Here is an 18,218-nt window from a genome sequence, read left to right as displayed (position 1 = left end):
TCGCCGGACTGGCCGGAGGGTCGGTTGGCCGGGCGCTGGAAGTGGCCGGAGGCTTGCGGTTGGTCGCCCTCGGTGAACTGGGCGGCCGGGCGGGGTGTTGGGCGCGGTCCGGGGTGCGGGGCGCGACCGGAGGACTGCGGGTGCTCGCCGATGGGGTGATCGTCGGCGAACTGGCCCGCGGGCCTGCCGTTCGGCTGCCGCGGCGGCTGGCCGTTGGCGCGGGGGCCCGGGTGCGGGGCGTGGCCCGAGGACTGCGGCTGTTCGCCGATGGGGCGATCGGGGTGCTCGCCGGGGCCTGGCTGTCCGTTGGGGCGGCCGTTGGCCTGCCGGGGTGGCTGACCGTTCTGGCGCGGTCCAGCGGGCTGCGGGTGCTCGCCCGTGCCGTTGAACTGGCCAACCGGGCGACCCGGCGCCGGGCGCGGGCCGGAGTTCTGGTTCCTGCCGTCGGTGGGCCTGCCGTTCGCGACGGGGAACTGGCCGGACTGGCCATTGTCGTTCGGGCCGGGGCGACCGTCGGCCGGGCGCGGGCCGGAACCGCGGTCGGCGGGCCTGCCGTTGGCGACCGGGAACTCGCCGGACTGTCCTCGATTGTTCGCGCGGGGACCTTGCTCACCCGAGGGTCGGCCGTTTGCGGGGAACTGGCCTGGCTGACCGTCGCCCGCGAAACCGTGCGGGGGCCGCGCGGGGGGCTGGGATGCCTCGGGGCCGTTCGCCGGGAACTGGCCGGGGCGGCCCTGATCGGGGGCCGGGGCGGGGTCGACGCGGGGTCGGCCGCGACGGCCAGGGACGCGGCGGCCCGCGTTACGCGGGTAGTCGGCGTCGCCGTCGAGCGGGAAGTCCGGGGTGCCGGGGGCACGGGCGGGGCCCTGCTCGCCTGCCGGGACGTGCCGGGACGGTGGTCCGGCGGGCGGCGGGTTGTTGCCGGGCAGCATCGCCTGCGCCTCGGCGCGGCCGCGCTTGGCGGACTCGGCGAAGGACTCGCGCTTGGCGCGCTTGCCGACCGGGGTCGGGCCCGCGGCCAGCATGTCCAGCACCGACCGCGGCATCGCCTCCTCGGCGGGCGGGGCGACCCGCTCGGGCGGGCGCTGGTTGGTCGACTGGGCCAGGACGTCGGCCGGGACGTTGTGCGTGCCGGTGTTGGCGGCCGGGCGGCGCGGCGGCTCGACGGGCGCCGGGCGCGGCGGCGCGGGCGGTTGCGCGTCGTAGGGGTGCGGCGCGGGCGGCATGGCCCGGCGGCCGGTGGCGATCTCGTTGCGGTGCGCGGCCGGGTCCGGCTGGTCCTCGTCCGCCTGGCGGCGCCTGCGGCCGGTGCGCGGGGCCGGGCCGGGCGGTTCCTCGGCGGCCCGGTGCGAGCGGGCGGGCGCGGCGTGTCGGGAGCCAGGGTCGTCCGGAGCGGTGTGCTCGACCGGGTCGGGCGCGGCTCGGCGACCGGTCGCCGGTGGCTGGTGTCTCGGTACCTCGTCCGGCTCGTCCGCCGCCGGGACCGGCATCAGGTTCGACCGGGAGCCGCTATGCCGCTCGACCAGGTCGGAGACGCTGACCCCGCCCGCCCCCTCCATCGACCGGCGCCTGCGTCGCGGCTGCTCGGTCGGTTCCGGGGCACGGCGTTTACCACCTGACGAGGAGCCCGGGTCGCGGTCGTGATCGTGGGGCACCCGTGCTCCTTCCGCGTTGCTGACCGGTGTGAACTCGGTACTCATCGGGTCTCGGTGCTGCGTGAACCGTTGTCGGTTGGTTATCAACACGTTGCTGTGCCGCGCTCGGTTGCTTACCCGATCGTGTCACGCTGCCGGAGCGATAGTACGGATGGCAGCCGCTCGTGACGACGGCAGTCCGAGGTTTGTTCACTATCAGTACGGAGTTTCGCGGAATGGTCTAGCCCAATCGGGCTAGTGTCAACCCCGGCCGGGCGTCACCTGGCCGAGGCTCGCGGGGCCCGCACCGCGCGCCTGCCCGCCGCCGCTCCGGCCAGGTGGGGCGTGCCGTCGAGCAGATACGCGACCGCGTTGCGGCCGGACTGCTTCGCCGTGTACAGCAGCGCGTCGGCGTCGCGGAGTTGACGCTCCGGCGCCGTGGATGTGTTGTCCGCCACTCGAATGGCCGGTTCATGCGCCAGACCGATGCTCACCGTCACCCGCAGCCCGAGCACCAGGCTCGACCACGCGTACCGCTCGACCCGGTCCCTGGCCGCCTCGGCGAGGTCGACAGCGGCGCTCCGGTCGACCCCGGGCAGCACCAGCACGAACTCCTCGCCGCCGTAGCGGGCGCAGAAACCGCCCTCCGGCAACCCTTCCTGCAGCAGCTCGACCACCCGCTGCAGCACCCGGTCCCCGACCAGGTGGCCGAACGTGTCGTTGACCTGCTTGAACCAGTCCAGGTCGACCAGCGCCACGGCCAGGCCGTCCGTGCTGTCCAGCTCGGCGACCAGGTCCACCAGCCGCTGGTCGAGATAGCGGCGGTTGTAGCTGGCGGTGAGGCTGTCCCGGATGCTCTGTTCGTGCGCCTCGGCGTGCTCGCGGCGCAGCCGGTCCACCTCGCGGCGGAACTGCTCCGGGATGCGGGTCGGCGTGCCCAGCTCGGACACCAGGTCGAGCGCCGAGCGCAAGTGCTGGTAGGCCTGCCGGTACTGGCCGCGGGAGGCCAGCAGGGCGGCGATCTGCTCGTGCAGTGCGATCAGGTTGGCGGCGTCCGCGGGCGGGTCGTCCGGGTGCTCGGCGCGCTCGGTGATCGCGGGGTGGCGCAGCGGCATGGTCGGCTCGCTGACCCGTTGGTCCCGCCACGGGCTGTCCCGTTGGTCGGGGTCGGGCTTGGCGACGCCTCGTCCCAGAACGGCCACCGCGGTCACCTCCCTACGTACGTGTGTGTCGTCTCGAACGACGCCACCCTTGAGCGCACAGGACGCGCGGACGCAGGATTTCCCCCTACTGGTGGACGCTAGGCTGCTCCAAACCAGTGACGAATCCTCAGGTCGGTCGCGGTCCGCGTCGGCGGCCGCTCACCCGAATGGATCAGTCGGTCGGGCAGGGCGTGAAGCCGTAGGCCTTGCCGTCCAGCACCACCACGCGCTCCGAGCCGATCTGTTCGGCCAGTGTCGCGGTGTCCCGCCGGATCCGGATCGACACGCCGACCACATACACGGTGCCGCGCGGGCGTTTCGCCGCTTTCGCGGGTTTCCACTTGGCGTCCGGGCGCAGCGTCGTCAGCGCGGGATCCACGCGCAGCGTCAGTCCGCCCAGGTCGCAGCCGCGGTCGGCGAAGTCCGGGTGCTGGGTGCGGCGCAGGAACTCCCGCTGCACCACCGGGCCCTCGTTGCCCGCCTCGTTGAGGTCGGCGAAGTACTTGCCGATCAGGTCCCGCTCCTGGCCCGGCGCCGAGCCCGCGGCCATCGGCGTGCCGGGGATGGTGGTGGTGCAGCCCGCGACCGCCAACACGGCGACCAGGACAGTCGTTGTCCGGTGCATCCGCCCCCTGAACATCAGCCCCCCGAGTGCATGACTTCGGCGCCCACCGGCACGGCGGCGTCCTCCGGATCGTCCAGCCACCCCTCGGGCAGCACGACCCGGCCAGGCGAACCCTGCCTGCCGCGCGGCCCCTCGGCGTCGGCGGGGTAGGGCGCGTCGGCATCCAGCTTCCCGATCAGGTCGGCCAGCTCCTGAAGCGACGAGATGAGCGCGAACGCCTGTCGCAGATCCGAGCCGATGGGGAAGCCGCGCAGGTACCAGGCCATGTGCTTGCGCAGGTCACGCAGGCCCTTCTCGTGGCCAAGATGATCGGCGAGCAGCGCCGCGTGCCGATGCAGGATGGCGCCCACCTCGCCGAGCGACGGGCCCGCGGGCACCGGCTGACCGGTGAACGCGGCGTGCAGCTCGCGGAACAGCCACGGCCTGCCCAGACAACCGCGACCGACGACCACACCGTCGCATCCGGTGCTCGCCACCATCCGCACCGCGTCGTCGGCGCTGAAGATGTCGCCGTTGCCGAGCACGGGGACGGTCGTGACTGCCTCTTTGAGACGCGCGATGTGTGACCAGTCGGCCTGGCCGGAGTAACGCTGCGCGGCGGTGCGTGCGTGCAGCGCGACCGCGACGGCACCCTCGGCCTCGGCGATCCGGCCCGCGTCCAAATAGGTGTGGTGCTCGTCGTCGATGCCCACGCGGAACTTGACTGTCACGGGGATGCCCGCTGGTTCGGCGGCCCGCACGGCCGCGCGCACGATCTCGGCGAACAGCCTGCGCTTGTAGGGGAGCGCGGCGCCGCCGCCCTTGCGGGTCACCTTGGGCACCGGGCAGCCGAAGTTCATGTCCAGGTGATCGGCCAGGCCCTCGGCGGTGATCATCGTGACGGCGTCGGTGACGTTCTTCGGGTCGACGCTGTAGAGCTGCAACGAGCGTGGGTGCTCATCGGGACCGAACGTCATCATCTCCAGCGTCTTCGGGTCCCGCTCCACGATCGCGCGGGCGGTGACCATCTCGCAGACGTAGAGCGATGTTGGGCTGCCGAACTCCCGGCACAGGGTCCGGAAAGCGACGTTGGTGATACCCGCCATCGGCGCCAGCACCACCGCAGGCTCGACCTGGTAGGGGCCGATCCAGAGAGGCTGCGCGGACGTTGTCACGTGCCCCATTGTGACTGCCGTGTCTCTGCCGTGACGAGCCGGGCGAAGGGGGTATTGCCCACATGCCCACTTTTGTCTACACTGGTTCGTGTTGAGAGGAGGAGGGATGACCACGCTGGAGGGATTCCGGCCGGTTGCTGAGGTGACCGCCGATGAGCGTGCTCGCGTGGCTGTCGGCAAAGCGGGTGCGAGCAAGAACGACCGCTACGCCGTCTCCATGAACGACGACGGCATGATCCTGCTGGTCCCCCTCGCAAGCATCCCCAAGCGGGAATTGCTGGTCTGGGAGAACGGCGAACTGCGGGCGTCCCTGTTCCGTGGATTGGCCGACGCTGCCGAGGGCAACGTGCGGCGGCTGGACTGGTTGACCAGTGACGACGAGGATGACGAGGAGCCCGAAGGCGCGTGAGCGCTCCACCGTTTGTGCTGCTGTATGCACGAGAAGCCGAGAAGGTCATCGAAGACCTGAGGTCCAAACAGCAGTACGCGACAAAGTTGAAGAAGGTTCGAAAGGCTCTTCGACTCTTGGAGCAGGCCGGGCCGCGCCATCCCGGTCTTCACTCGCATGACTATCAGTCGGTGCCCGGGCCGGGTGGCGTCACACTGTGGGAGTCCTACGTCGAGAACAGGACTCCTTCTGCGTGGCGAATCTGGTGGATCTACGGTCCTGATGATGGTCAGATCACCGTCGTTACGATCGGCCCGCATCCCTGACCGTCGGTTGTCAGCGTGTTGACTTCGGGCAGCCGAAGTTCATGGAGACGATCGCCGTGCTCGCGGACCCTGCGACCCGAGCCGATCTGGCCGAGTCCGCCGCGACAGCGGACTACACCTCCGAGGAGGACATGGCGCAGATCATGCGGAACCGCCTCGGCAAGGCGCCGCGTGAGTGAGCGTTGGGAAATCAGGTACAAGCCCGCCGCCCGTCGAGCGCTCGCTGACGATCTCCCCCAGGAGATCGCGGCGGCGGCGTTTGAGCTGATCACCGGAGCGTTGGCCGACAATCCCCATCGGGTCGGCAAACCACTCGGCGAGCCGTACGAGGGACTGCACTCGGCCCGACGGGGGACCTACCGTGTCCTCTACCGGATAGATCCTGGCTCGCACGTCGTTGAGATCCTGTGTTGTTGGCTCGGCTTCGCCTCGCGGCGGGATGCTTTTGAGCCGGTCTCTTCCCACCCGATCCCGTTCGGCCCCCCAGGCCGCACGGGATCGGGTGGGAAGAGACCGGCTCAAAAGCATCCCGCGTGGTGGGTGAGTTGGGGGTGGGGGGCGAGTTGGGGGGCAGGGGTGAGGGGTCAGTGCTGGAGGTCGGAGTACCAGTCGGACAGGGCGTGGTCGGTGTCGGTGGTTGAGGAGTCGTCGGGGCCGCAGGTGTCGTAGCCGTCGTCCATGCCGGAGTCGTCGGTGCCGGTGTTGTGGTCGTGGTCGCCGAATCCGTCGTCGCTGTCGCTGTCGCTGTCGGTGCCGTGGTCGCTGTCGTGATCGGTGGTGTGCTCGTCGGTGTTGGTGTCCGTGCCGGTGTCGTGGCCGTCGGTGCCGTGGTCGTTCTGGTGGTCGGTGCCGGTGCCCTCGTGCTGGTTCTCGAAGCCGCCGTCGCGGTCGTTCTCGTCGGTGGTGGGGTGAGCGGGCGGGAGGTTGTCGGGGAAGTCGGGGGCGTCTTGGGCGTGGTCGCCGGTGGTGGGCTGCTCGGTGGGGGGCTGGTCGGCGGGTGGGGTGGTGGCGGGGTCGTGGTGGCCGCCCTCGCCCTTCTCGTTCCAGGTGCCCAGGCCCGTCGGGTCCTGGTAGGCCGACTCGGCGGTGCCGTCGTCGTTGTAGTCGAGCAGGGCGGTGTCGGCCACGCCGTCGCCGTCCGAGTCCCACATCCGGTCGTCGTAGCGGCCGTCCCCGTCGAAGTCGACCGCGATGGCGTCGTTGGTGCCGTCCCCGTCGACATCCACGTTCGCCTCGCCGTGGTAGACGTGCGGGTCGGTCTCGCCGGTGCCGAAGCGGTACTCGATGTCGGCCATGTCTGCCCCCTCTGGGATTTGAAAGTCGTGGGATAGACGTGCGGACCACCGCCCCGGTTCCGCCTGGCAGGGCGGAAATCAGTCATAAAAGGACGGTCGGGGCAAAGCAACCAGCAGGTCCCGCGGTGCGTCCGCGAGCACCCCGGGAGCGGCCGCGATGGCCCGGTGGAAGACCAGGGCGCGGGCGATTTTGCCGAGCCTGCAGGCCAGTTCGAGATCGGCGCGCAGCTCAGGCAGGCGGGCGAGGTGGGTGAACGGTTCCAGGTAGGCGGCGATGACCTGCTCGCCGTGCTGGCGCAGCGGCACCAGGAGGGAGGCGAAGGGGTGGGCGACCACGCTGTCACCCCAGTCGTAGCAGCGGCCGCCGGGTAGCAAGTTCCCCACGTGCAGGTCGTTGTGGTCGATGCTCACCGGGATCGGCGAGGCCGCCAGCCGGGTGGACCACTCGGCCACGGAGTCCGCCATGGCCTCGATCTCGGGAGCCTCGATCTCGGCGAGTGCTTCGCGGAACCGGTCCGGCATGGCCGCGGGGCGCATGTCGGGGAGGCCCGCGGCGAGCAGGTCGGGCACGTGCGGGGCGAGGTCGAGCTGCGCCTGTGCGTATCGGGGGAGGATGTCGACGAGGGTGGCCGGATCGGTCAGGCGAGGGCCGCCGTCGGGCAGTACCAGCCAGCCGCGGGCGGGGTCGGTGGCGATCGGGGTGAGCACGAGGTCGGGTACGGCCGCGGCCAGGATGTCGTAGAGGCGGGCCTCGAAGTGGGCGGCGGGGCCGTTCGCCTTGAACCACACCGCTCCGGTGGCGGTGGGGATCCGGCAGGTGGTCGACCACGCCCGGACGCGCGGTGGTTCGGGCGGGCCGACGCGGGTGATCCCCGGCTGGTGGTCCAACCAGTGCAGTACCGTGTCCCACCAAGCCGGGTCGACCATCTACTGTGGACTGTTCAAGGTGAGTACGACACCCTGCTGGTCGAGCAGGTCGAACCAACGGCGGGTGGCATCGGGGGTGTCGACGGCGCGGTGCAGGCCCGGGTTGAGCCTGCCTGCCAGGATGTCGAGGACGCCCGCGGCCAGCGGGGTCGACACCAGTTTGGCCATCGCGCTCTCGGTTTCGGTGCCGGTCTCGTCCAGGACGTACTCGCCGACGTAGCGCGAACCGTTGTCGCCGTGCACGCTCAGGGCCACGGCCAGGACGACCCGGTCGCGGTCGGCGTCGGTGGTCGGGTACTCGGCGGCCAGTTCCGTGGCCAGGGCGGTGATCCGGTCCGGGTCGGGGTCACGCAGTTCGGCGAAGACCGGGGCCCACGCGTTCAGCCAACCGTCGAGGCGGAGGGTGCCGCGGACGAAGGTGTCCAGCCGCCACATCTCGGGAATGGCGTACTGGCGGATGAACGGCAGGCTGTCCCGGTTGGGGTAGGCCTCGAACCGCTCGTCGCGCAGCAGGTACTCGGTCGTGGCCTCCCACGGGCGGTTCGCCACCGTCGCCTCGCCGTCCGCCAGGTAGCGGGCCTCGGACAGCAGGGCGGTCAGCACGCCGCGCGGCGCCCAGCTGAAGCGGTAGCGGAACTCGTTGGGCTCGGCGGGGACGCCGCCGCAGTACGAGGTGAACTTGACCGTCGCCGGGCCCACCACGGCGGCCTCGGCGCGCGCCACCAGGTCGTGCGCGAGGAGGTGGTCGATGCCCGGGTCCAGGCCCGCCTCGGTGAGCAGCACGACGCCCGCCTCGCGTGCGGGCTCGGAGTATTCGGCGATCTCGTCGGAGACATAGCTGGTGTTGGCGAAGTGCGCGCCGGTCTCCAGACACAGCCGCAGCAGTCGGATGTGCTCGGTGGCGGGGAGCATGGAGACCACGACCTCGCCGCTCTCCGGCGCCAGGTCGGCCAGCGCTCTCGGCGTGGCCTTCCCGGTGAGGCCAAGGCGGTCCAGACAGGCGGCGGCCTTCTCGACCGTCCGTCCATAGAGGACCACATCGGTGCGGTCGGCGAGGATGGCGACACCGCTGCCGGTGGACAGGCCGGTGCCGACCCAGTGCACGGTCTCAGGCATGGTCGATCTCCTTCACGGCGGTCTCGAACCGCGCCGCGGCGCGGGTCCACTCCGGCCCCTGGTCGAGGGTGCGCAGCAGCGGGGTCAGGTCGGCGGAGAAGCTCTCGCTGGCCTCGCGGGGCAGCAGCGAGGGCAGGTTGTCGATGGCGATCAGGTCGACCGGGCGGTCGGTGCGCAGCCCGCGGGCGGGCTCGGACCATTCGGTGACCCGGTCGTAGATGGGCAGCACATTGCACTCGGAGGTGACATCGCAGGTGACGTCCGAGATCACCCGCAGCCTGCGCGCCGGGTCGTCCAGGTCGGCCTCGGTGACGAACGGGGGCACCGGGTCGACCGTCAGGACGGCATTGATCAGCAGGTCGTTGGCGAAGAGGGCGGGCTTGTCGAGGTTCCTGGTCTCGGCGAGGTCCCAGCCAGTCGGGTCGAGCCCGGCCGTGGTCAGCGCATCCACGGCGCCCCGGCCAGAGCGGCCCAGGGCGCCGATGACCAGGGCTTTCGCGTCGTTCGTGCCAGTCAGCTCGCGGTCGAGGTCGGCTCGGGTGGTGGGCTGGAGCGGGGTCCGGAGCCTGCCGCGCAGGTGCAGGATGGCGAGCGCGGCACCGAGGTAGCCCGCCCAGTAGCCGAACGCGGCGAGCCTGCGGCCGGTGTCGTCGGTGAGGTACTCCAGGTCGAGCAATGCACCGCCGCCATCGGAGAAACGTCGGAGCAGGTCGCGGGCGCCGTGCTGGCCCTTGTACGCGTGTCCGAAGTAGACATGGCGGTGGCGGAGCGCGGCCGGGGCGTCCGGGAGTTCCTTGAGCCCCAGGACGAAGGCGTCCGCGGGCGCGTCGACCCAGCTGCCCGGGGCGGCGATCGCGCACCCGGCATCGGAGTACTCCGAGGTGGGGAACACGCGTTGCGCCGAGTCCTCCACCGTGACCGAGATCCCGGCGGCGACCAGGGTCCGCGCGTCCGCGGGCACGACCGGGGCGCGGCGCTCGGTGGGACGCACCTCGTGCCGCAGCCAGAGCGCGGTCACCGGCCGGTCACCAGCGCTTCGGCCTGCGCGTAGCTCATCGCGCCGGTGGTCAGGGTGAACGTGCCGGACTCGGCGATCTCCTGCGCGGCCAGCACGGCGGCGGTCAGCGCGGCCCGGTGCAGCGCGGACCCCAGGCTGATCCGCTTTGCCCCGAGCTCGCCCAGCTTCTCCACCGAGCAGCGGGCCGCCGGACCGCCCGCCAGCACGTTGACCGGCTTGTCGACCGACGAGCAAACGGCCTTGATCGCGGCGGTGTCGGGCAGCCCGGGAGCGTAGAGCACGTCGGCACCCGCCGCCGCAAACGCTTGCAACCGGCGGATCGTGTCGTCCAGGTCCGGTCTGCCGTGCAGGAAGTTCTCCGCGCGGGCGGTCAGCGTGAACGGGAACGGCAGCGACCGCGCCGCCTCGACCGCCGCCTCGATCCGCGCCACGGCGAGCCCGAGTTCGTAGATCGAGTCGTCCGGCCTGCCGGTCGCGTCCTCGATCGACCCGCCGACCAGCCCCGCCCCGGCGGCGGCCAGGATCGTCTCGGCCGCGTCCTCCGGCCGGTCGCCGTAGCCGTTCTCCAGATCGGCGCTCACCGGCAGGTCGGTGGCGGCCACGATGGCGGCCGCGTCGGCCAGTGCCTCCGCGCGGCGCACGAGGTTCGCCCCGTCCGCGCGGCCCAGCGTGAAGGCGTACCCGCCGCTGGTGGTGGCCAGCGCCGGGAACCCGAGTCCGGACAGCACCCTGGCGGTGCCCGCGTCCCACGCGTTGGCCAGGACGAAGGCGCCCGGACCCCGGTGGAGCTCGGCGAACGCACGCGCGCGCCGGTCCTGCTCGGTTGCCGAGATGGGCATCGGTGGCCCCTTTCTTGTGATCTCGGTGGGGAGCCCCAAGCTAGATCACTTTCGAGTGCTACGCGCCGGTGTGAGCCCGAACGAGTGAGACCGGTCGGTCCTTGGTCTGGTGCGGGACACGGCGACACCCGCCAGACAGAGCGCGCCACCGACGAACGCCAGCGGGCGCGGGACCTCGTCGAGGAAGATCCAGGACAGCAGGACCACGAGGGCGGGGACGACGTAGGTGGTGGTGCCCATCCGGCCCGCGGTGGTCTTGGACAGCGCGAACGCCCAGGTGTAGAAGGCGAGCGCGGTGGGGAACAGGCCGAGGTAGACGACGCCCAGGATGGCGCCGGTGGGGGCGGTGCCGAGGTCGTGGACCAGCTGACCGGAGAACGGGAGCGTGACGACCGCGCCGACGACGCAGCCGTAGGTGATGATCTGCAACGCGGACCCGTGCTTCAGCGCGGGCTTCTGCCCGACGACACCCGCGGCGTAGGTGACGGCGGCGAGCAGACACAGCAGGATGCCGGGAAGCGACGCGTGGTTGCCACCGGAGGCGGACAGGCCGACCACGATCGCCCCGGCGAACGAGACCGCCATGCCGATCATCAGGCGGGGCGGGAACCCCTCCTTGAGGAGCCAGCCGCCGAGGAGCGCCATCAGGATCGGGCCGATGTTGACGACCAGGGCGGCGGTGCCCGCGTCGACCATCCGCTCACCCCAGTTGAGGGCGACCATGTAGATGCCGAACCAGAGCACGCCGGAGATGATGATGCCGGGCCAGGCCTGCCTCGGTGGTAGCCCTTCGCGGCGGAAGAGGCTGAGAGCGAGCAGCGGGATCACCGCGACGAGCAGCCGCCCTTCGGCGAACGCGCCCGGCGCGAAGAACGGGCCCGCGTCGCGGATCACCACGAACGCCGACGCCCACAACAGGACGGTGATGATCGCGGCGCCCAACGCCCGCCGGTCGATAGCCGAACTCTCCCCCATGCCGTGCGTCTCCCCAGGTCGGCGCCGTGTGCCTCGGCCGGAGCCTCACATCCGGGCGCGGGCCTGGTCAAACCGATTCATGGTCCGGGTGGGCGGGTGGCGGGAAGTTCACGACATCTGGCGGGAGCGGACCTGGCTGTGGTCAGCCGCTGACGCGCAACGACCAGCCCCCGATGCCGTTGTCGCACCTGGCCGAAGTCCAGAAGGTCGCCTCACCCGCGGTCGGCAGACCGTTCCAGCCCGCCTGTACGCAGGCACTCATCGGGTCGCCGATGGCGTCGAACATGGAGAAGGTGTGGATGTAGGCGTCGTTGAACGGCGCCCAGCCGGGCAGTGCGTACAAGGTGTAGCCGCCGAACCCGAGGTCGCACCGGTATGCGGAGAAGACCCCGTTCGCTGTGCCGTTGGTGCCGCCATCCTCACACGCGGACAAGGGGAACGACTGGTAGATGTACCGGGTGCCGAAGGCGTGCGCGGGAGCGGTGTTCAGGGTGATCGCGGCCGCTGTTGTGGTGATTACGACGGCGGTTCTCTTGAGTAGCGAGAGCATCGCACTGCCTCCGACATGTGGTAGTGACTTCGGCATTGGCGCCTGGTGAAGCTCGCCCGTCGAGACATTACCGTGCGATGATCATCTGCAATAGGTCCACCAAGTGGTGGGTGCTGGACCGCTATTTCGGCGAGTTGGCTGGTTCGAATGGCCGCAATGGACTGTTTGCCGGTCGGACGCATTCCCGAATAGACAGGCACCGCCCATCCGCGTGGTGGGCAGGCGGACGGGCGGTGCCATGTTCGTCATCAGCCGGTGACGCGCAGGCTCCAGCCGCCGAAGCCGCTGAGGCAACGGTAGGAGTTCCACTCGGTCAGCTCGCCGGGGGTGGGCACGCCGTTGTTGCCTGCGGCGTTGCACGCGGTGTCCGAAGAGAACAGGTGCACGAACACGTCGTTGAAACTCGTGGCGGTGGGCAGGGCGTGCAGGCTGTAGCCACCGAACCCGCTGTCGCAGGTGTAGCTGGCGAAAACGCCGTTGGCCACGCCGTTGTTGCCACCATCCTGGCACGCGGCCAGCGTGTCGACGTAGATGAACCGCCCGGTGAACGCACTCGCGGGCGCACTCGCGAACGCGACGGCGGCCGCCGCGGCCCCGACAGCGATAGCCGCCTTCTGGAGCAACTTGGACATGGCAAAGCCTCCAACATTTGGTGTGTGGGTTCGGCATCGGCGAACTTTGGTGAAGCCCGCCGCCTTCAGGACGTTACCGGTCGACGATTGGCCACAATGGACTCTTTGGAAGTATCCGAAGTGTACTCGACGTAATTCCACGCGATTCGGACACGTCTTCCCTCGAACTGTTTGGCAGTCCCTTTTCGCACTTCCTGGATCCGGTTCGGCCGCACCGTTCCCGATCCGGTCCACAACAGGCCAATCTCACCCACACCACACACTGTCACAACTGTGACCTCAGTCACTTTGTAACGCGTACGAACCCACACCGCCAACCGGCCGCCCAACCACCGCCGGTCGGGCGCACGCCAGCCGCTACACTCGGACCGCCAGGGCCGTTAGCTCAATTGGTAGAGCTGCGGACTTTTAATCCGTAGGTTCTGGGTTCGAGCCCCAGGCGGCCCACCGTGCTGGCTGGTCACGTCTGTGGCCAGCCAGCACTCATGATCGAAGTCTCCACTTACTCGCCACTTCGCCCGAGCACACCGTCGAGCGTGTCCGCCGCCGCGCGGCTCGGGCCGCCCCGCCCCATGTACATGTCCTGGGTCATCGAGGGCCGGGCATGGCCGAGGAGGTCCGCGACCTGGCGGGCCGTCAGACCGGCCTCGTCGAGCAGCGTGGCGACGGTCTTGCGGAAGGTTCGGAACGTGACCCACTCGAAGCCCGCGCGGACGAGGAATGGGTTCCAGGCGCGGTTGCGGATGTTGCTCGCCTCCCCGGAAGCTGTGCGCGATCCGGCCCTTGTTGTTGGCGTACGGAGTGATGGTCAGCCCCTCGAACTCCACCGCCGCGAACGGGAAGCCGCCGGCCTTCTGCGGCGGTATGGGCTGGCGGTCCGCGACGATCTTGACCTTGAACTCCGCCCCGAACCTTGCCGCCTCCTCGTTCGCGTCCAAGGCCCGGACGGTCCAGACAAGCCGACCCGTTTCCTTGTCCGGTTCCTGCTGCTTGGGCGCCCCCGGCGTGTCCGAGAACGCCATGGACGGCTCCACTCCGAGTACGAACGCGCCCAGCGGAAACACGTCCCCGAACTCCACCGCGAAGCGCGTGGGGATGACCGGCATAACCGTCACCTGCCGAACTGGACTAGTCGAGCTGTACAAGTTGGACGATAGGCTAGCTTGTCTAGACATGTTAATCGGGTGTCATGTCGTTCGATCGGGGAAGCTAGCTCGCTAGGTGAGCTAGACAGGTTTGTATGTTTGCATACAGACTTGGGGCATATGCCTCACGCATATGCGTGAACAAGGATGCCCAGGTGGGAGCATGCAGTGGCACTTGATCCGGACGACCCTCGACCGCCATACGTGCAGGTGGCGAACTCTCTGCGAGCGGCGATCCTGACCAAGAAGTTCGCCGCGGGGGACAAGCTGCCGTCCCGGAACGAGCTGGCCAAGACCTACAACGTCGCCCCCATGACCGTGCAGAACGCTCTGCGCGAGCTGCGTGACGAAGGTCTGATCGTCTCCCGCCAGGGCTCCGGCGTGTTCGTCCGCGAGCGCACCGAACGCCCCGTCGGTCTGCGCCCCCATCTGGAACGAGCCTTCGAGGCCGAGCACGTCACCGTGGACTTCGCCGGGTTCTCCGGCGAGACCCTGCACGGCGCCATCCAAGAACCCCTCGACAAGATCCGCGCTGGCCGCCTGCGCCCGGAGTCCATCCACGTGCGCATCCTCATCCCCGACACCACGGCCCCACTGGCCATCCCCTGCCGGGTCGACGACCTCACCGACAGCCCCGAGTTCCGGGCTCGCGCCACCGCGATCATGCACCGGCACATCGGCGCCATCACCGACACCGTCAACGAGCTGGGCTCACTCGGCCTGATCAAGGAAGCCCGCGCGACGGTCCGCGTCCACCACGCCGCCCCGCTGTTCAAGCTCTACATCATCAACAACGAAGAGACGTTCTTCGGCTTCTACCCTGTCCGTGAACACGTCCTGACCTTCGGCGACACCCCCACGCCGATCTACGACCTGATGGGCAAGGACGCCATCCTCTTCCACCACTCCACCACCGACGACGACACCAGCACCGGCAGCCAGTACGTCGAGCAGGCCCGGACGTGGTTCGACAGCATGTGGAACACCGTCAGCACCGAGTTCACCCCATGACTCCGGTCGACGACCCGAACGCTCTCCGCCAGATCCTGGCCAGGACCGACTTCCTGCTGCTCGACTTCGATGGCCCGGTCTGCTCGGTCTTTGCCGGTTTCCCCGCCCCCGTGGTCGCCGACCAGCTCCGCCATGTCCTCACCGACGGAGGTCACTCCCTGCCCGACGAGGTCACTGCGGCTTCCGACCCGTTCGACGTCCTCGCCTACGCCGCCACCCTGGGCCCGGACGAGGTTCGCTACGTGGAAGCCGCCTTCACCGCCCATGAAGCGGAAGCGATCGCCAGCGCCGTCCCCACACCAGGCGCACACGACCTGATCGGCGCCTGGCGCGGGAACGGCCTCCCCCTCTCGATCGTCAGCAACAACAGCCGTACGTGCATCGAGGCATACGCCGCCCTCCACGGCATCAGCCCCCTCATCACGCACATCTCCGCCCGCGAAGACGCCCAAACCGACCTCAAACCGAGCCCGTACCTGCTCAACCAGGCCCTAGACGGTCGTTCCGGCACGGCGGTGTTCGTGGGCGACTCCCCCTCGGACATGCGAGCCGCCCAGGCCGCCGCGGTGACCTTCATCGGCTACGCGAACAAGGCCGACAAGATCCACGCTTTCGCTGGCGCTACTGCTATCGCGACGTCGATGACCATGTTGTGCAAGGCTCTCTAGCCCGCGTTCGCGGTCAGGAAGCCGAGCACGTCCTTGCCGAGCTGGTTCCCGTTGAGGCTGGCAACGTCCTCTGCGGAGAGCGGGGCGGTGACGGTCACTGCGGTCCCGTCGAGGAAGCGCCCGCACATGTTCACATTGGGCTCAGCGGGGTCGTCCCCGGTCTGGAGGTACAGCGACGTGTTGGTCAGCGTGTCCCGCCAGGCCAGCAGCCGCGCGCACGACTCGTCGAGTTCGCCCGACACGTAGATGTCCACCCGACTCGACGGCATTCGAGTGGTGAAGAAGTTCAGACTGCTGATCCACAGCCCGTTGTGCTCGTCAACGTGCTGGCGCACCGTGTCTTTCAGACGCGCCATCTCATCCCACATAGGGCCGTCCGTATTGCAAGTCATCGCAAGTCAAACCTTCTCTAATTCGGGTATTGATGGATTTGCAACCACCGGCACGCCTCGATAACCCGATGCGCGGTCGAATCAAGGTTGTCCACTTCCAGCCCGTGCCCAAGCGTGCCGCCCGCCAAGCAGCCCGATACTTGCCGGGCGTACTTCACCAGGTCGTTGAGGTCGTCTACCAGCGACGGAACCCCAACGGGCCAGGGCTCGTCCGTGATCCCCTTGGCCAGCACCTCTTCGGTGGTCTGCGGTCGGTGGTTGAGCAGGATGTAATCGCCGAACGGCCCCTTCAACTCCGGACGCTCGTCGTCACTCACCACCATCGCCGCCTTCCCTTGGCACGTCTCGGTGCGGAACAAGAATTGCCAGCAAGTACAAGCTTGGCTGACCAAGCTAGGCGAGTGCGAGTCGTCAGATAGGTTTATGCCCGGTTATCGCGACCAATAGCCGCTTCTGATTTCGTCCTGCTACTTACATAGAACGGATCACCGGCTGATATGCCCGGCATATCGGCCGGACTTATCAAGCGTGACCCCACACCCGAGTCTTGTTACCTTGAGTATCCAATCGGCTACCCGCGCGCGTAGAAAGTCGGAGCCCATGACCACGTGGGGCGATCCCATCGAGCGACCCAACCCAGAGATCTGGGACCTCCCAGCCATGCGCACGGCCCTGGCTTCCCACGACATCACCACGGTCTTCACCCTCCTCCGCCGCCACGGCATGTCCCAACGCCGCATCGGAGCCCTCACCGGCCAGGCCCAACCCGAGATCTCCGCCATCACCCGAGGCCGCCACGTCGTCTCCTACGACGTCCTATCCCGAATCGCCGATGGCCTGGGCATCCCCCGCGGCCTGATGGGCCTCGCCTACACCCCCACCGACCCACCCCCACGAGAGGCGGCCCCCACCATGCCCGACCGCCGCGAATTCATGGGCCTACTAGCCAAGATCACCATGGGTGCCACCCTCACCACCGCGGACCTGGCCCTCCTAGCCACCCCGGCCGTGGCCACCCCGACCCCGTCCCGCATCGGCACCACCGAGGTAGACCAACTCCGCGAACTAACTCGCGTCCTCTGGACCCAGGAGAAGCAACTAGGCGGAGGGGCTGTTCGAGACGCCGTCCTGGCCCAACTCGGCTGGGCCCGCTCCCTCCTCACCACCACCCACACCGACGAGGTGGGCCACCAACTCCGAGCCGTCCTCTCCGACCTCCTAGCCTTGGCAGGCTGGTCCTCCTACGATGTCGGCCTGATCGGCCCCGCCCTCCGCTACACCGGCCAAGCCCTAGGCCGTGTTTCAGATGTGGCGGAGCCAGATGTTGATGCTGGCGATGGTGATGGTGGCGGTGTAGCGCAGGGCGAGTTTGTCGTAGCGGGTAGCTACTGCGCGGTGTTGTTTGAGCAGGTTGATGCCGCATTCCACGGCGTGGCGCTGCTTGTAGATCTCGGTGTCGAACGCGGGTGGCCGTCCGCCGTGGGAGCCTTTGTTCTTGCGGTGGGCGGCTTGGTCACGGGGTTGTGCGATGGTGGCCTTGATCCCGCGTCGACGCAGGTAGGCCCGGTTGGCCCGCGAGGAGTAGGCCTTGTCCGCCAGCACACGGTCCGGGCGGGTCCTGGCTCGACCGGCACCGGCCCTGGGCACCCGGATCGCCTCGATCACCGCCGTGAACCGGGGGCTGTCACCACGCTGCCCGGCAGTGACCAGCAGTGACAACGGTTTGCGGCCCTGCTCACAGGCCAGATGCAGCTTCGTGGTCCACCCGCCCCGCGAACGCCCCAGGGCGTGGTCACGAGGCTCGACCCCACCGGCGATCGTGTCGGGTGGTTCGACCTGGAGATCCCCCTTTTCCTCGCCCCGGCGGCATGATGATGCGCCCGCGAGATCGTGGAGTCCACACTGACATCCCACACCACCTGCCCGCCGGCATCGGCGCGGACCTGCAACGCGGTCAGGATCCGTCGCCACACCCCGGCCCGCTGCCATCGACGGAACAACCCGTACACGGTCTGCCACGGCCCATACACCGGCGGGACATCCCGCCACGGCGCACCCACTCGAACCCGCCACCGGATCCCATCGATCAACCGACGCTTGCTCCACTTCGGTGGACGGCCAGGCTTACGACCCACAGGCAACAACGGGCGCAACACGGCCCACTGCGCGTCGGTCAGATCACCCCGGCCCGTCGCCGCTACGCTGGCCACGAGGTCTCCGGTCGGACAGGTTTTCTTGGTCGTTAACCCGTCTACCGGAGACCTCGCCCCGTCTCAGACACCGACACACCCAAGATCCACATTTGAAACACGGCCTAGCCG

General features: G+C 69.2%; 20 protein-coding genes, 1 tRNA gene and 2 pseudogenes. 7 read left to right on the top strand and 16 right to left on the bottom strand.

The genetic code is table 11. The features are described from left to right. From C503_RS46535 to dusB, 4 genes and pseudogenes are all read right to left on the bottom strand, one after another. A pseudogene (locus C503_RS46535) lies at positions 1–1,655 on the bottom strand (hypothetical protein); the annotation flags it as partial. A 257-nt stretch (positions 1,656–1,912) separates the two neighbouring features. Continuing rightward, positions 1,913–2,845: a GGDEF domain-containing protein gene (locus tag C503_RS0136060; RefSeq protein ID WP_018687078.1), complete on the bottom strand. Its 933-nt coding sequence runs from the start codon at positions 2,843–2,845 to the stop codon at positions 1,913–1,915. Between the two features lie 163 nt (positions 2,846–3,008). Then, a complete protein-coding gene (locus C503_RS0136055; RefSeq protein ID WP_018687077.1) occupies positions 3,009–3,461 on the bottom strand; it encodes a hypothetical protein in 453 nt (150 codons plus the stop codon). A 14-nt stretch (positions 3,462–3,475) separates the two neighbouring features. Next, the gene (gene dusB, locus C503_RS0136050; RefSeq protein ID WP_033401432.1) at positions 3,476–4,624 is read right to left on the bottom strand and encodes a tRNA dihydrouridine synthase DusB; all 1,149 of its coding nucleotides are present in this window, start codon (positions 4,622–4,624) and stop codon (positions 3,476–3,478) included. Between the two features lie 97 nt (positions 4,625–4,721). Here dusB and C503_RS0136045 point away from each other — a divergent pair, with 97 nt between their 5' ends. From C503_RS0136045 to C503_RS46530, 3 genes are read left to right on the top strand one after another with little or no spacing between them, the layout of a single operon-like run. Further along, on the top strand, positions 4,722–5,024 hold the full coding sequence (locus C503_RS0136045) for a hypothetical protein (protein ID WP_018687075.1): 303 nt from the start codon (positions 4,722–4,724) through the stop codon (positions 5,022–5,024). Beyond that, positions 5,021–5,329: a hypothetical protein gene (locus tag C503_RS45400; protein WP_084477503.1), complete on the top strand. Its 309-nt coding sequence runs from the start codon at positions 5,021–5,023 to the stop codon at positions 5,327–5,329. The genes C503_RS0136045 and C503_RS45400 overlap by 4 nt, the downstream gene beginning before the upstream one ends. 41 nt (positions 5,330–5,370) lie before the next feature. After that, positions 5,371–5,508, top strand: a complete 138-nt coding sequence (locus C503_RS46530; protein WP_018687074.1) for a hypothetical protein — start codon at positions 5,371–5,373, stop codon at positions 5,506–5,508. Positions 5,509–5,913: 405 nt separating this feature from the next. On the opposite strand, the gene C503_RS43950 is transcribed toward C503_RS46530, so the two are convergent. The 8 genes from C503_RS43950 to C503_RS0136000 form a co-directional block, all read right to left on the bottom strand. Continuing rightward, complete coding sequence (locus C503_RS43950) at positions 5,914–6,624, bottom strand: hypothetical protein (protein WP_018687073.1); 711 nt, start codon at positions 6,622–6,624, stop codon at positions 5,914–5,916. A 78-nt stretch (positions 6,625–6,702) separates the two neighbouring features. After that, positions 6,703–7,551 (bottom strand): phosphotransferase, encoded by an 849-nt coding sequence (locus C503_RS0136030; RefSeq protein ID WP_018687072.1) that lies wholly within the window; start codon positions 7,549–7,551, stop codon positions 6,703–6,705. Beyond that, entirely contained in the window at positions 7,552–8,667 is a 1,116-nt protein-coding gene (locus tag C503_RS0136025) for a saccharopine dehydrogenase family protein (protein ID WP_018687071.1), read from the bottom strand. Further along, positions 8,660–9,685 (bottom strand): saccharopine dehydrogenase, encoded by a 1,026-nt coding sequence (locus tag C503_RS0136020; protein ID WP_018687070.1) that lies wholly within the window; start codon positions 9,683–9,685, stop codon positions 8,660–8,662. Before C503_RS0136020 ends, C503_RS0136025 begins: the two co-directional genes overlap by 8 nt. Continuing rightward, entirely contained in the window at positions 9,682–10,524 is an 843-nt protein-coding gene (locus C503_RS0136015; protein ID WP_018687069.1) for an isocitrate lyase/PEP mutase family protein, read from the bottom strand. Before C503_RS0136015 ends, C503_RS0136020 begins: the two co-directional genes overlap by 4 nt. A 45-nt stretch (positions 10,525–10,569) precedes the next feature. After that, complete coding sequence (locus tag C503_RS42220; RefSeq protein WP_018687068.1) at positions 10,570–11,499, bottom strand: DMT family transporter; 930 nt, start codon at positions 11,497–11,499, stop codon at positions 10,570–10,572. Between the two features lie 142 nt (positions 11,500–11,641). Continuing rightward, positions 11,642–12,049, bottom strand: a complete 408-nt coding sequence (locus C503_RS0136005) for a hypothetical protein (protein WP_018687067.1) — start codon at positions 12,047–12,049, stop codon at positions 11,642–11,644. A gap of 248 nt (positions 12,050–12,297) precedes the next feature. Beyond that, positions 12,298–12,681: a hypothetical protein gene (locus C503_RS0136000; RefSeq protein WP_018687066.1), complete on the bottom strand. Its 384-nt coding sequence runs from the start codon at positions 12,679–12,681 to the stop codon at positions 12,298–12,300. Positions 12,682–13,055: 374 nt separating this feature from the next. On the opposite strand from C503_RS0136000, the gene C503_RS0135995 reads away from it, so the two are divergent. Further along, a tRNA-Lys gene (locus tag C503_RS0135995) sits at positions 13,056–13,128 on the top strand. 55 nt (positions 13,129–13,183) lie between these two features. On the opposite strand, the gene C503_RS45390 is transcribed toward C503_RS0135995, so the two are convergent. Further along, complete coding sequence (locus C503_RS45390) at positions 13,184–13,426, bottom strand: tyrosine-type recombinase/integrase (RefSeq protein WP_084477502.1); 243 nt, start codon at positions 13,424–13,426, stop codon at positions 13,184–13,186. Positions 13,427–14,030: 604 nt separating this feature from the next. On the opposite strand from C503_RS45390, the gene C503_RS0135985 reads away from it, so the two are divergent. Together C503_RS0135985 and C503_RS0135980 are read left to right on the top strand one after the other, a co-directional pair. Beyond that, positions 14,031–14,837, top strand: a complete 807-nt coding sequence (locus tag C503_RS0135985; protein WP_018687064.1) for a GntR family transcriptional regulator — start codon at positions 14,031–14,033, stop codon at positions 14,835–14,837. Next, positions 14,834–15,505, top strand: a complete 672-nt coding sequence (locus C503_RS0135980; RefSeq protein WP_018687063.1) for an HAD family hydrolase — start codon at positions 14,834–14,836, stop codon at positions 15,503–15,505. Before C503_RS0135985 ends, C503_RS0135980 begins: the two co-directional genes overlap by 4 nt. On the opposite strand, the gene C503_RS0135975 is transcribed toward C503_RS0135980, so the two are convergent. Both C503_RS0135975 and C503_RS0135970 read right to left on the bottom strand, forming a co-directional pair. Beyond that, the gene (locus C503_RS0135975) at positions 15,502–15,861 is read right to left on the bottom strand and encodes a hypothetical protein (protein ID WP_156893764.1); all 360 of its coding nucleotides are present in this window, start codon (positions 15,859–15,861) and stop codon (positions 15,502–15,504) included. The genes C503_RS0135980 and C503_RS0135975 overlap by 4 nt on opposite strands. Positions 15,862–15,914: 53 nt before the next feature. Next, positions 15,915–16,214 (bottom strand): hypothetical protein, encoded by a 300-nt coding sequence (locus C503_RS0135970; RefSeq protein WP_156893763.1) that lies wholly within the window; start codon positions 16,212–16,214, stop codon positions 15,915–15,917. A 283-nt stretch (positions 16,215–16,497) separates the two neighbouring features. Here C503_RS0135970 and C503_RS49075 point away from each other — a divergent pair. After that, positions 16,498–17,178, top strand: a pseudogene (locus C503_RS49075) (helix-turn-helix domain-containing protein); the annotation flags it as partial. A gap of 21 nt (positions 17,179–17,199) precedes the next feature. Here C503_RS49075 and C503_RS45385 read toward each other — a convergent pair. After that, a protein-coding gene (locus tag C503_RS45385) for an IS5 family transposase (RefSeq protein WP_425393540.1) occupies positions 17,200–18,107 on the bottom strand; the annotation gives its coding sequence in 2 pieces (ribosomal slippage) (positions 17,200–17,742 and positions 17,745–18,107; 906 coding nt in all). Positions 18,108–18,218 lie beyond the last annotated feature (111 nt).

This window comes from Actinokineospora enzanensis DSM 44649, from assembly GCF_000374445.1.
GTDB classification, from domain to species: Bacteria; Actinomycetota; Actinomycetes; order Mycobacteriales; family Pseudonocardiaceae; genus Actinokineospora; species Actinokineospora enzanensis.
Note: the sequence above shows the minus strand (reverse complement) of the source record. Positions and strands in the feature narration are given on the sequence as shown.

Bases quoted from the DNA above. Each gene is read 5' to 3' on its own strand.
- C503_RS0136055 (WP_018687077.1), bottom strand. From the start codon at position 3,461: ATGCACCGGACAACGACTGTCCTGGTCGCCGTGTTGGCGGTCGCGGGC.
- dusB (WP_033401432.1), bottom strand. From the start codon at position 4,624: ATGGGGCACGTGACAACGTCCGCGCAGCCTCTCTGGATCGGCCCCTAC.
- C503_RS0136045 (WP_018687075.1), top strand. From the start codon at position 4,722: ATGACCACGCTGGAGGGATTCCGGCCGGTTGCTGAGGTGACCGCCGAT.
- C503_RS46530 (WP_018687074.1), top strand. From the start codon at position 5,371: ATGGAGACGATCGCCGTGCTCGCGGACCCTGCGACCCGAGCCGATCTG.
- C503_RS43950 (WP_018687073.1), bottom strand. From the start codon at position 6,624: ATGGCCGACATCGAGTACCGCTTCGGCACCGGCGAGACCGACCCGCAC.
- C503_RS0136030 (WP_018687072.1), bottom strand. From the start codon at position 7,551: ATGGTCGACCCGGCTTGGTGGGACACGGTACTGCACTGGTTGGACCAC.
- C503_RS0136025 (WP_018687071.1), bottom strand. From the start codon at position 8,667: ATGCCTGAGACCGTGCACTGGGTCGGCACCGGCCTGTCCACCGGCAGC.
- C503_RS0136015 (WP_018687069.1), bottom strand. From the start codon at position 10,524: ATGCCCATCTCGGCAACCGAGCAGGACCGGCGCGCGCGTGCGTTCGCC.
- C503_RS42220 (WP_018687068.1), bottom strand. From the start codon at position 11,499: ATGGGGGAGAGTTCGGCTATCGACCGGCGGGCGTTGGGCGCCGCGATC.
- C503_RS0136005 (WP_018687067.1), bottom strand. From the start codon at position 12,049: ATGCTCTCGCTACTCAAGAGAACCGCCGTCGTAATCACCACAACAGCG.
- C503_RS0136000 (WP_018687066.1), bottom strand. From the start codon at position 12,681: ATGTCCAAGTTGCTCCAGAAGGCGGCTATCGCTGTCGGGGCCGCGGCG.
- C503_RS0135980 (WP_018687063.1), top strand. From the start codon at position 14,834: ATGACTCCGGTCGACGACCCGAACGCTCTCCGCCAGATCCTGGCCAGG.
- C503_RS0135975 (WP_156893764.1), bottom strand. From the start codon at position 15,861: ATGGCGCGTCTGAAAGACACGGTGCGCCAGCACGTTGACGAGCACAAC.